Here is a 13252-nt window from a genome sequence, read left to right on the forward strand (position 1 = left end):
CCTCATCGCCCAAGTAGGCGGTTGATCCAGCTGCTTTTGCCGGATGGAGCCTCATCGTTGGTGGCTGGCGATGCGTGGTCACCAGCCGCCGGTGCGGTGCCCAAGGGCGATGCTGTCGCTTTGGCGGCCTGCGGTGCGGCGAGCTGGCCCAGGTTCTCGAAGATCAGGCGCCGCACGCTCACGCTGACGCCGGTCCGGCGCCTGATTTCCGTGACGGCGCGCATGGCCAGCAGCGAATGGCCGCCCAGGTCGAAGAAGTTGTCATCCAGGCCGATGTCTTGCTCGCCAATCAGTTCCTGCCAGACTTCGGCAATGGCCTTTTCCATGGGAGTGCTGGGGGCGGGTTTGCTGGACACCGGGGTGGTCTTGGGGACCGATGCCGAGGCCGATGGTGCGGCGAGTTGGCCGAGGTGTTCCAGATCGCCGGTGTGGTGGAGCACCACGCGGCGTGCAAGGAGCTGCGATGCCAGGCTGGCGGGCATGGGCTCCCCCGCACAAAGGGCCACGAAGCCATCGTGCGCCGTCCACTCGGCATCGACCAGCGCTTGCCAGGTGGCCGATTGGGCCTGCATGACGTCGATCTCGTCGCCGAGCTGCTGTTGCAGCAGGCCCGGATTGCGGATCGCCTCTTCCGTGGCAAGCACCACCTCGGCGCCCACCAGCAAAGGCAGGTAGAAATCCACGACCGACATGCCACTGCCCAAGGCATTGGCAGCCAGTAGCCTTTGTCCTGGCCGCAGGCCCAGCTTTTGCTCCAGGCCCAGCAGCAGGTCGATCACATCACGGTGGGACCAGGGAATGTGCCGGGCTTGGCCTGCCGACCCGGATGAGCTGATCAGGCAGGCTGGATCTGTGGCGGTCGCGTCCAGGGATGGGTTCGGTGCAGGTGGGGTGGGGGCCTGGCTGCGCAGACGCCGTTCATCCAGGTCGAGCAACAAGGTCTTGTCTCGGGGCCAGGACAGCGCTTGCACGGAATCGGAGCGTCCGATGACCCAGCTCAGGCCAGCGTCCTGGATGGTGCTGGCGAGTTGTTCGCTGGCATCACGCGGCTCCAGTGCCACGCAGGCCGCGCCTGCCTGGAGAATGCCCAGCATGGCCGCCAGGAGATCCGGGCGACGGGGCAGGCAGACGCCGACGCACTGGCCTCGGCCAATGCCTTGAGCCCGCAGGAAATGGCTGACCTGGTTGGCTTGGGACCAGAGCTCGGCATGGCTGAGTGGTCGCTCCCCGGTCTGGCTGAGCGCAACGTTCTTGGACGCGGCGTGCGTGCGTTGGCGCAGCAGGTCGGGCAGCGTGGCGGGCGGGGCGGCGGGTGCTTTCTGTTCGCCGGGTGACAGGTCGTAGTCGCCCAGGGGGCGGTCGGGGTCTGTCACAACCTGACGCAGCAGTTTTTCAAGGCTGGCAGCGAACACGCCGACAGTCGCCGTGTCCAGCACATCCGCGTTGAAGGTGAAGACGAACTCGATGTGGTTGCGGGTTTCAACACACCACAAGGCCAGGTCTTGCGCGGCGCCCAGCATGGGGGTGGGCATGCGCTGGTGATCGACATTGCCCCAGCGGGTGGTGCGCTCGCGCACGTCTTGGTAGGAGAAGGACACCTGGTGGATGGGCGGGCGGCTCATGTCCCTGGGAACCTGGAGTGCTTGAACCAGGTGGTCGAAGGGCACGTCCGGGAAGGAGAAGGCGTCCACCACCTTGCGGTGGACCGAGGCCAGCCAGCTGGACAGGGACATGTCGGCCTGTGGCTGCATGCGCAAGGGCAGCATGTTGACGAAGAAGCCCATCAGCGGTTCCAGCGCAGGCTGCTCACGGCCGCGCACCGGCGTGCCGATGACGAAGTCGTCTTGCTGGCTGACCCGGTGCAAGGCCAGCGCATAGGCGGCCAGCAGGGTGATGTACAGCGTGCGGCCTTGCTGCTGCGCCTGCGCGCGCAGTGCATCGGTGATGTCCTTGGCCAGGTTGAACTGGAAGGAGCCGCCTCGGCCCGACATGAAAGGCGGGCGAGGGCGGTCCAGCGGCAATTCGATGGACGGGGGCAGCGGCGTGAGTTGTTCGCGCCAGTAGTCCAGTTGCCTTTTCAGTTCGGGGCCGCTCATCCAATCCTTGTGCCAAGCGGCGAAGTCGCCGTAGCTCACGGTCAACTTGGGCAGATTGGGCTCACGGCCTTCCAGGCAGGCGCTGTAAAGCTCGGGCAGGTCGACGTACAGCAGGTCAAAGGACCACGCGTCCCAGACCAGGTGGTGGGCCTGGAACAGCAGACCGTACTCGTCGGGCGCCAAGCGGAACAGACGGGCGGTGAAGAGCGGGCCCTTCTCGACGTCGTAGGGGGTTTCGACCAGTTCGGCGATGACCTTGTTCATGGCCGGCTTGCGCTCGGCTTCCGGCAGGTGGCTGAAATCGTCGAAGGGCAGGAGGCTGAAATCCAGGCTCGGCAGGATGCGCTGGACATCACCCTCAGGGGTGCGTTCCACGACGGTGCGCAGCACGCTCTGGCGCTGAACCAGCAGTTGCCAGGCGCGGTTGAAGGCCTCCACATTCAGCGGGCCCAGCAGGCGGTGGCCGGTCGGGATGCTGTGCACCACGGTGCCGGGGTTCACGTTCTCCAGGAACCACACGCGCTCCTGCATTTGCGACAGGGGCGCGGTGGACTGGTCGGCCCGGATGGGGATGGTGTCTGCACCGGCACCGCTGGTCGGGGTGCTGGCGGGCTGGGCCTGTTTCAGCGCCACCAGGGCCTGGGCCAGCTTGGCGGGCGTCGGGTGGTCGAAGATCATCCGCAGGCCAGGGCGGTGCCCCAGCGCGCTGGCCAGGGCGGCGGACAGCTTGGCCGCCATCAGGGAATGGCCACCCTGCTCGAAGAAATGATCGTGGTCCTGCAAACGGTCGCGTCCCAGCAGCTTGCCCATCTCCTGGGCCACGGTGTTGGTGGCCTCGGCGAGGGGGCCGGAGACCGCCATTACCTGGGTGGGTGCCGCCGTGGCGGTTTGCACCGAGGGGGCGCTGCCCTTGGAGGTGGGCAGCGGCAAGGCCTTGCGATCGATCTTGTTGTTGGGCAGCAGTGGCAGCTTGGGCAGGACGAGGATGGTGCGGGGTACCATGTAGTCCGGCAAGGTCTGGCGCAGGCTGGCCCTCAATGCGGCGCTGTCCAGGGCCGCGTTGCCTTGCGGCACCACGTAGCCGATGAGGGCCATGTCGCCTGGGCTCATTTCCGTGGCGGTCACCACGGCGCGGGCCACGTCTGCCTGGGCTTCGAGTTGAGCCTCGATCTCTCCGAGCTCAATGCGGTAGCCCCGGATCTTCACCTGGAAGTCCATGCGTCCCAGGTGTTCCAGCTGCCCGTCTTCGCGCCAGCGGCCCAGGTCTCCGGTTCGGTAGATGCGTTGCGCCGGGCGCGGGCCCCACGGGAGCGTCACGAAGCGGTCCGAGGTGAGGTCGGGTCGTCCGTGGTATCCCAAGGCGACGCCATCACCCCCGATGCAGATCTCGCCTTCCTGGCCAACCGTGACCGGCTGCATGGCCTCGTTCAGGATCCAGACCTGGGTGTTGTCGATCGGGCGGCCGATGGTGATCTTGGCGTTGGGGTCGCGCACGGGCGACAGCGTGGACCACACGGTGGTCTCCGTGGGGCCGTACATGTTCCAGACTTCAATGCCCTTGGCCAGCAAGGCGGTGGCCAGGGCCGGTGGCAAGGGTTCGCCGCCGACCAGGGCGCGGAAACCACGTGGTGGCTGCCAGCCCGCGTCCAGCAACAGGTGCCAGGTGGTGGGCGTGGCCTGCATCACGGTGACCTGATGTTGCGTGATCAGCGCCATCAGTGTTTCACCGTCCATGGCTTCATCGCGCGTGGCGAGCACCACGGTGCCGCCAGTGATCAGCGGGAGCAGCAGTTCCAGCACCGCGATGTCGAAGCTCAGGGTGGTCACGGCCAGCAGTCGATCGCCCGCCTTGAAACCAGGTTCCCGTTGCATGCTGCTCAGGAAATTGCAGACCGCGCTGTGCTGCACGGCGACACCCTTGGGTCGGCCTGTGGAACCCGAGGTGTAGATCACGTAGGCGGCCGCCTGCGTGTCGGTCATCGTGGGCAAGGCGGTGTCGCTGGCCGTGGCCACGAGTGCGGCATCGTCGTCGAGCCGCAATTGTGTGGCGCGCGGCAGGCCGCTGGCGTCGGCGCAGCTTGAATGCGTCACCACCAGGCCCAGATTGGCGTCTTCGGCCATCATCTTCAGGCGCTCGGTGGGGAAGCCGGGGTCCATCGGCACATAGGCGGCACCGGTCTTGAGCACCCCGATCAGGGCTGGCAGCAGGTGGGTGCTGCGCGGCAGGCTGATGCCCACGCGCTGTCCGGGGCCCGCGCCACGGGCTTGCAGAACGCGGGCGATCTGATTAGATTGGGATTCGAGGGCGCCGTAGGTCAGGTGGCCTTCAGCGGTGATGACCGCTGTGGCGTTGGGCGTCAGCTTGGCCTGGCGCGACACCCAGGCTTCGATGCGAGCCTGAGGATCCAGGGCGCGATCCGTTCGGTTCCAATCCAGCAGGCGCGGATCAAGCTGGACAGGGACGGTGGTCGATCCTGACGACAACAGGGCGATGAGTTGGTCAACCAGCTGTTGCGCCCGGCCCAGGCTCAGGTATTCGCTGCTGTGGTGGAGGTCGAGGGTCAGTGCATCGGCTTGTTCGTAGAAGTTGAAAAATAGCTCGCTGAGCAGACCGGCTTTGCGGCCCTCGTGCATCTGCGCTTTCAACGGTGCCCAGCCTGACAGGTCCACCTTCGGGTTGAGGTTGAAGTAAATGCTGCTCAAGGGCGGTCGGCTGCCTTCGGCCTGCAGACCGAGCGCGCGCGCCGCGATGCCCTGGGTCATGAGGGGGTGTTCCATCGCGTCCATGAGCGCGCTCTTGACGCGGCCAATGCGCGCCTTGAAAGGCTCGTCGGCGGGCAGTGTCAGGCGAACGGGCAGGTCCAGGACGCCGTCCGCCAGCAGCGGCGCGTGGCGCTGTAGGCTTTGGGCCGCATACGGGATGCTGACGACGATGTCCCTCTGGCCGCTTTCCTGCGCGATCAGCTCTGCCACGGCGTTCAGCAGCCATTGGAAAAGGGTGGCGCCTTGCGCCTTGGCCTGCTCGCGCAATGTGGCCAGCTTGACGCCGTCCAGGCGGGCCCTGACGGTGTCGGCCACGAAGGTGCGCGGACCCGTGGGGGTCTTGTCACCCAGCGACACGGGCTGGGGCAGCGCTTGCAGCACCTGCTTCCAGTGCGCGATGCTGGCTTGGCCATCCGCACCGTTGAAGCGCGCCTGTTCGCCCACCGCGAATGACAAGGGCGAGCCGGGCTCGGAGGCCCAGGCAGGTGTCAATCCTGAGGCCCGCGCGCGGTAAGCCTGCGCCAGCTCCACGTTGAAAACGCTGGAAGCCCATCCGTCGAAGATGAGGTGGCTGGCCACGACGTGGACCACCACGCGGCCATCGGCCAGATGGAGGATGCTGGCGCGGGCCAGGGGCGCCTTGTCGAGAGGGAGGTCAATCCCGTTGGCTTGGCGGCAGTGCTGGTCCAGCGCCTGATCGCTGTCGGCTTGGGCCCGCAAATCGACCTCGGCCACGGGCACCACGGACTGAGGCTCGATGATCTGCCGTGGTTCATCCAGGTCGAAGCGCAGTTTGAAGGCGGTGTGCCGTTGCAAGACATCTTGCAGGGCCGACTTCAATGCCGCGGCATCCACCTGACCGGTCAAGGTGACGCAGAAAGACTCATTGAGTGCGCGCCGCGCCGCCGGGTCGTAACTCGCGGCCAGCCAGCGTTCGGTCTGCCCGGGTGTCAAGGGCGCTTCAAGAAGTGCCGTGGCGATCTTGGTTGCAGAGCCCTCGCGCAAGGGAATGAAACCCAGCGCGGTCAGCTCATCCAGCGCCTTGGTGAAGACCTCGACGATGCGGTCGGTGTGCGCATCGGTCATGGCCTCGGTGACGAAGTGGCCGAACTGTTCATACAGGTGCAGGCCGTGGAAGCGGGCCAGGTAATAGAACAGGCTGATGTTGGGCACGCCATCGTCCCACTGCAGGCGCCACAAGGATGCGCAATGCACGGCCTTGACCGGGGCGCCGCGCTGAGCGAAGGCCGCGTTCAGGCGATCAATCAGGCGCTGTGTCCGGTCATTGAGCTGGCGGTAGAACTCACGACCGCCGCGCTTGAGGTGCAGCAAGGTGGCGTGTGCCGCAGCCAATGCCAGCGGGTGGCGCACGAAGGTGCCCGCGAAGTAGGTCACGCCAGCTTCGGGGTAGGAGTCGTCACCGTATTGCCAGTGGCCACCGTCCAGGGCATCCAGCCAGTTGGCGTTGCCAGCGATGGCGGCGAAGGGCAGGCCGCCGCCGATCACCTTGCCGTAGGTGGCGATGTCGGCGCGCACACCGTAGAACTCTTGCGCACCACCCGGGGCCACGCGGAAGCCGGTGACCACTTCGTCGAAGATCAGGGCGCAGCCCGCCTGGTCGGCGATCTCGCGCAGGGATTTCACGAACTCGCGTGGTTGCAGCGTGGGGTACTTGTTCTGGATCGGCTCGGTCATGATGGCCGCCAGCTCGGTGCCGCGTTCGCGCAGCACGCGCAGCGAGTCTTCGCTGTTCCAATCCAGCACGAGGATGTTCTCAACCGAATTGGCCAGGATGCCCGGGGCGGCGGACAGCGAGCGCAATTGCTTAGTACCGCGCACGATCACTTCATCAAAGATGCCGTGGTACGAGTTGGTGAAAATGGCGATGGTCTTGCGGCCGGTCACCGTGCGCGCGATGCGCATGGCGCCCATCACGGCTTCGGAGCCCGTGTTGCAAAAGCCCACGCGCTCCATGCCGGTGAACTCGGAGATCAGGTTGGCGACCTCGGCGGCCAGTGGGTGCTGCGGGCCCACTTCCAAGCCCAATTGCAGCTGCTCGCTGATCGCGGCAATGACGCTCTCGGGTTGGTAACCCAGCAGGTTGCCGCCAAAGCACGAGAGCAGGTCGATGTACTCGTTGCCGTCCAGATCCCAAAGGTTGACGCCCTTGGAGCGGTTGACCACGATGGGGTAGACCAGGTCTTTCCACAGTGGGTTGAAGCCCGTGACCACGCGCGGGTCGGCCATGGCCTTGCGGTTTTTTTGGCTGAAGCTCTTGGACTGGCCGGTGCGCTGGTTGTAGCGTTGGATGAAGTCGGTCACCCACTGCATTTGGGTGGGTGTGAAATCGGTTTGGGCCTGCAAGGTGATGCGGGCCGAGGCGCCAAAGGGCTTTTCCAGCAGCGAGGTCTTGGAGGGCTGGGCGAGTTCAGCAGGGGCGGCCACCACATTGGCCGGGGCCACGCTTTGACCCGACAACACGGCCAACTGCTGGGCCATCAATTGCATCTGTTGCTGGATGAGCTGGTGCACGGCATCGCCCGCCACCGAGGGCTGGTGCGCCGTGAAGACCGCCTGGGCCATCGGTGCTGGCTGCGCAGCCACCGCGCTGACGGGTGGTGGTGCGAACTTGTCGGCGGGCAGCTCTGCATCCAGAAACTGAACCAGTTTGGCCAGGGTGTCCAGGTCTTCCATCAAGCGGCGAAAGCGCAGCTTGATGCCGAACACACGCTCCAGCTCCAGGGTCGCCTGGGTCAATGACAAGGAATCCAGGTCCAGGTTGACGAACGTGGTGTCGCGGTCCACCTCGCTGGCAGACATGCCGGAGACGTCACTGAAGATGCGCGTGAGTTCTTGTTCAAGGCGGGGTAGGCGGCTCATTGGACGGGCATCCTCTTGGATCAGGGAAACTGGGACGACCACAGCAGTGGGCTTGCGAGCGAACCAATGGGATTCGCCCCGGAATGGGTAGGCGGGCAGTGCAATGCGGCGTGCGTTGGCGGGCACAGGCCAGGCCAACTCGACCCCGGCGCACCACAAGGCACCCAGGCCCTGCAGCGCACGCACGGCAGGTTCGCCCGGGTCTTGGGCCGGACCCAGCAAGGGCACGATGCGAGGCACCGCATTCTGGGCGGTGCGGTGCTGGCGCAGCAGGGCGGTGAGCGCCTGGCCTGGGCCGACCTCGACAAAGACGGTGGCATCGCCTTGGTCCAGTTCTGCCTGCACGGCTCGGCTGAACTGAACGGTGGCGCGCACCTGGCGGGCCCAGTACTGCGGGTCGGTGGCCTCACTGTCTTGCAGCAAGGCGCCGCTGACGCATGAGTACATCGGGATCGACGGGGCATGCAGCGTAGCGTGGCCGAGTGCTTGTGCCACGCGCGGCAAGGCGCCGTCCATGCTGACGCTGTGGAAGGCGTGGGACACCTTCAAGCGTGTCGTGCTGATGTCCTGGGCTTCCAGCCGCGTGGCAAAGTCCGTGATGGTGTCAAACGGGCCCGCCACCACGGTGAGCGTGGGCGCGTTGGCGGCGGCGATTTCCACGCCCGGCGGCATCAGGCTGCGCACCAGGTCCGCGCTGCTGCGCACGGCCAACATGGCGCCGGCAGGCTGGTCGAACATGGCTTGACCGCGTGCAATGACGGCGCTCATGGCATGGTCCACCGACAGCACGCCGGCGTGGCAGGCGGCAGCGTACTCGCCAATGCTGTGGCCAATCATGGCATCGGGCCGGATGCCCAGGCTGTCCAGCCAGGCGGTCAGCGCATGTGACACGCAGAACAGCGCGGGCTGAGCATGGCGCGTTTCTGCCAGCTTGGCGGCGGCTTCTGCGTCGGTGGGCAAGGCTTGAACCAGCCATTGGCGAAGGTCCATGGCCAGGGCCTCAGGCGCGGCGGCCAGGCATCGGTCAAACGCCTCACGGAAGGCGGGCACTTCGTCGTACAACTGACGCGCCATGCCAGGGTGCTGGGAGCCTTGTCCAGGGAACAGAAAGACCACCCGGGGTTTGACCAGCGCGGCTTGCGCTGTCTTGACCTGGCGCAGTGAGGCCACCGCTTCAGCCCCATTGCGCGCCACGACGGCCACCCGGTGTCCCATGCGCTGGCGGCCTCGTGACAGGGTTGCCATGGCGTCTTGCAAGGAGGTGTCGGGGTGCCGCTCCAGGTGGTCAGCCAGGTCCCGGGCTCGCCGCAAGACAGCTTCGGCGGTCTTGGCCGACAAGGGCAGCAGGCTGAGCTGATCGGCCTGGCCCAAGGATGCGGGCTGGGGCGATTCCTCCAGCACCACGTGGGCATTGGTGCCACCCACACCAAACGAGCTGACGGCAGCGCGGCGAACTTGAGGCCCGCGCGGCCAAGCGCGCGCTTCGGCCTGCACCGTGAAAGGCGTGTTGGCCAAGTCGATTTGCGGATTGGGCCGGCGGTAGTGCAGCGTGCCCGGGATGACCTCGCGGTGCATCGACAGTGTGGCCTTGATCAAGCCCAGCACACCTGCGGCGGCCACCGTGTGGCCCAAGTGGCCCTTGATGGAGCCGATCTGGCAGAACTGTTTGTCGCTGGTGTCGCGAGACCAGGCCCGGCTCAGGGCCGCGATCTCGATGGGGTCGCCCAGCGAGGTGCCGGTGCCATGCGCCTCGACATAACCGATGCTGCGCGCATTGATGCCCGCGTGGTCCAGGGCCATGCCGATGGCCTCGGCCTGGCCACTGACGCTGGGTGCCGTGAAACTGGCCTTGTCCCCGCCATCGTTGTTGATGCCCACGCCCTTGATGACCGCGTACACCGTGTCGCCATCGGCCAGGGCTTGCTTGAGGCGCTTGAGCACGACCACGCCACCGCCGCTGGCAAAGACGGTGCCCGAGGCCTCGGCGTCAAACGGTCGACAGCGTCCGTCGGACGACTCCATGCTGCCTTCCACATACAGGTAGCCACCCGGCTGAGGCACGACCACGCTGACGCCTCCGGCCAGGGCGACATCACATTGACCTTGGGCGAGCGCGTGCCAAGCCTGCGTGATGGCGACCAGCGACGTGGAGCAGGCGGTGTGGATGGACACGGCCGGGCCGCGCAGGTTCAGACGGTTGGCCGCGCGCGTGGCGACGTAATCCTTCTCATTGGCCAGCATGGTGGCGAACTCGCCGTAACGCTGAATCAAGTCGGGTTGCTCGGCCCGCATGGCGGGCAGGTAGGTGTTGTTGGCGGTGCCGGCGTACACGCCGATGCGGTCCTGGCCTCGGCTCGGGTCAATGGCGGCGTTTTCAAGTGCCGACCAGCACAGCTCCAGGAACAGGCGCTGCTGGGGGTCCAGCACGGTGGCTTCGCGGGCGGAGATGCCGAAGAACGCCGCGTCGAAGCGGTCGGCGTCTTCCAGCACCCCGCGGGCTGCCACGAAGTTGGGCCGGTTGCGCACTTCTTCGGGCACCGACGGATCGACCTCGTGCGGGGCAAAGCGGCGGATGCTTTCGCGGTCGGCCAGCAGGTTGGCCCAGAAGGTGTCCAGGTCGTGGGCGTTGTCGGCCCGCACTGACATGCCGATGATGGCGATGCCATCCTGGTCTTGCGGACCGGTGGGCACATGGCGCCGGCTTGGGGCGGCAGCGCCTTGCAGGCTTTGGGCCATGCCAGCGATGGTGGGCCGGTCATACACCTCGGCCACCGACAGGTTCAAACCCAGCTGCTTGATGCGGCTCACGAAGCGCATCACCAGCAGCGATCGGGCACCTGCGTCGAACACATTGCTGTCGTCGGCCAGGTCGTTCAAGCCCAGCAGTTCTTGCCAGACGCTGCGCAGGCGCTCGGTCACCGACAGCGTGTTGGGATCAAGGGCTGAGGATGCTTCAAGGACGGGCAGCGGCAAGCTGCGCCGGTCTATCTTGCCGCTGGGTGTGGTGGGCAGTTTGTCGAGCGCGATGAAGCGCACGGGGATCATGTAGTCGGGCAGGCGGTCGCGCAGCCATTGCCGCCAGGGCGCCAACAGTTGGGCCAGCGCCGGACTGCCGGGGCGCAACACCACGTGGGCCACCAGCTGGCGGCCGGAGCCGGGTACATCGGGCGCGGTCACGGCCGCGTCCTGGACGGACTCGTGCGCCATCAGGGCCAATTCGATGTCGCCGGGTTCGATGCGGAAGCCGTCCACCTTCAGTTGCTGGTCGATCCGGCCCTGGTAGGTGAGCACATCCTCGGGGTCGCGGCTGACCAGGTCGCCGGTGGCGTACCAGCGGCCGGGCAGGCCGGCGGGGCCGTCCAGAAAGCGTTCGGCGCTCAACTGGGCCTGGCCCAGGTAGCCGTGGGCCAGGGTGTCGCCACCCAGCAGCAATTCGCCGGTGTCGCCGGTGCTGAGCGTGCCAGTGTCGGGGTCGCGCAGGGCCAGCAGCACATGGGGCAAGGCCGTGCCGATGGGTGGGATGCCAAGCCAAGAAGCAGGCGGGCCGCTCAGCTCGAAGGCGGTGACCACGTGGCTTTCGGTGGGGCCATAGTGGTTGTGCAGTGCTGCCTGTGGCAGGCGCTCAAACAGGGCGCGGATGGTGGGGGTGACCTGCAATTGTTCGCCGGCACTGACCACTTCACGCAGGCTCAACGGCGGCTTGCCTTCGCTGTGCGCGTCTTCATCGGCCTGGGCCAGCATCTGCAAGGCCACATAGGGCAGGAAAATGCGTTCAACGCGCTGCGTTTGCAGTGCCTCGCGCAGCAAGGCTGGATCGCGCCGGTGGCTGTCCGGGATCAACACCAGCGTGCCGCCGCAAGCCAGGGTGGAGAAGATCTCCTGGAAATGCACGTCGAAGGACAAGGGGGCGAACTGCAGGGTTCGGGCCGCTTGCCCCAGGCGGGGATGCTGGGCATGCCACTGGATCAGATGGCGCAAGGGCAGGTCGCCCATGGCCACCCCTTTGGGCCGCCCGGTGGAGCCTGAGGTGAACAGCACGTAAGTCAGGTCGCTGCTGGCGGCATGGGGCATGCCTTGCGAAGGCGCGACGGCGTCCAGGCTGGGCATGGGGCCGACCAGCTCTTTCAGAGCCGACAAGGCGCCGGGTTCACCCACCACCACCCGGGGTTGCGCGTCAGCCAACATGGCCTGCAGTCGATCAGCCGGGTAGCTCAGGTCCAAGGGCACATAGGCCACGCCCGCTTCGACGGCGGCCAGGATGGCGATCACGGTGTCGGGCGACCTTGTGGCGGCGATGGCAATGCGGTCACCGGGGACCAGCCCGGCCTCGCGCAAAAGGTCGGCCTGCTGGCGAACCTTGAGCGACAGGGCTGCGTAACTCAGCCGAATTCCCGAATACTCCAGGGCGATGCCGTCGGGGTTTTTGTCAGAGGCGGCGCGCAACCAGTGGCTCAGGGCCGGTGGGGTCATGACATTCCTGCTGCTGGGTATTTGTTGTGTGGCCATGGGCACCGTCGTCGTCAACCAAAAGAACGCCGATGACACCAAGCCGACCCGAGGGGCGCGCATGTTTCAAGGGGTATCTGGAAAATCATACGACAGCAAGGGTTATTCATACCATCCCCTATAACTGTGTCATCAAGTACCTTTTCACCATCTCAGCGGTTTGGATCGGCGTTTCCTGCATAAAACAGTGTCCTCCCGGCGTTTGAATGTCGCAGACATGCGGGTTAATCGATTTCCACTGTTGCACGGATGCCGCGATGAATGGGAATGTTTGCTCGGCATGAATCACCTGAATGGGGGTTTTGATCCGGTTCAGGGCAGTCCACAGGCCATCGGCCACCGAGCTGAACACTTCGGATTCTCTTTCCGGCGAGCATTTCAGCTCCACCCCGCCATCGGCCGAGGGGCGCAAAGCTTGGTCGATGAAGGCCTGCAAGGCTGGGGCCGTCCAGTTTTTGTAAACCCCACGGCCTTCCAGCGATTCGCGGGCGGTGTTGCGGTCTGGCCAATGGCGTCGGCGCGCCCTGGCTTTTCGGGCGAGTTCGCTGTGGCTGGCCAGGCCTGTCAACTGGGCCATCTGCGCGGCCCACAGCATCTGGGGTTGCAGGATCACTGGGTCCAGCAACACGGCGCGGTCGAACAAACCGGGATGCTCTGCCACCGCCAGGCTGGTCAGGACACCGCCAAAGCTGTGGCCCACCGCGTGGCGTGGCATGCCCTCAAACAGTGGCAGATGCGCGGTCAAGGCCTCCACGGCCAGCTCTGCGCTGCGGTTCCAGCCCACGAAACGTCCGCCATGGTCGCTGTCGCCATGGCCCTGGGCATCGCTCAGCCACAGGTCGAAGTCGGGCGCCAAGTGCGCTAGCAGTGGCTCATAGGTCCGGCCGCAAAAGCCGTTGCCGTGCAGGAAGTGCAACAGCGGTTTGCCAGTGGGCGGTGTGTGCCAGCCTCTCAAAGCAAACCCTTCTCGACCGGTGTAAACCCAAGGAATCAACTGCATGTGGGCC

Annotated in this window: 2 protein-coding genes; both read right to left on the reverse strand. The window is 66.0% G+C overall.

The window, feature by feature from the left end; genetic code table 11:
• Positions 1 to 2: 2 nt before the first annotated feature.
• On the reverse strand, positions 3 to 12209 hold the full coding sequence (locus tag PSV38_RS13465; protein WP_300548221.1) for a non-ribosomal peptide synthetase/type I polyketide synthase: 12207 nt from the start codon (positions 12207 to 12209) through the stop codon (positions 3 to 5).
• Positions 12210 to 12363: 154 nt separating this feature from the next.
• Positions 12364 to 13245, reverse strand: coding sequence for an alpha/beta hydrolase (locus tag PSV38_RS13470; protein ID WP_300548223.1), 882 nt, complete (start codon positions 13243 to 13245; stop codon positions 12364 to 12366).
• Between the last annotated feature and the right edge of the window lie 7 nt (positions 13246 to 13252).

It is taken from the genome of Aquabacterium sp. (assembly GCF_029946005.1).
GTDB lineage: Bacteria > Pseudomonadota > Gammaproteobacteria > Burkholderiales > Burkholderiaceae_C > Aquabacterium.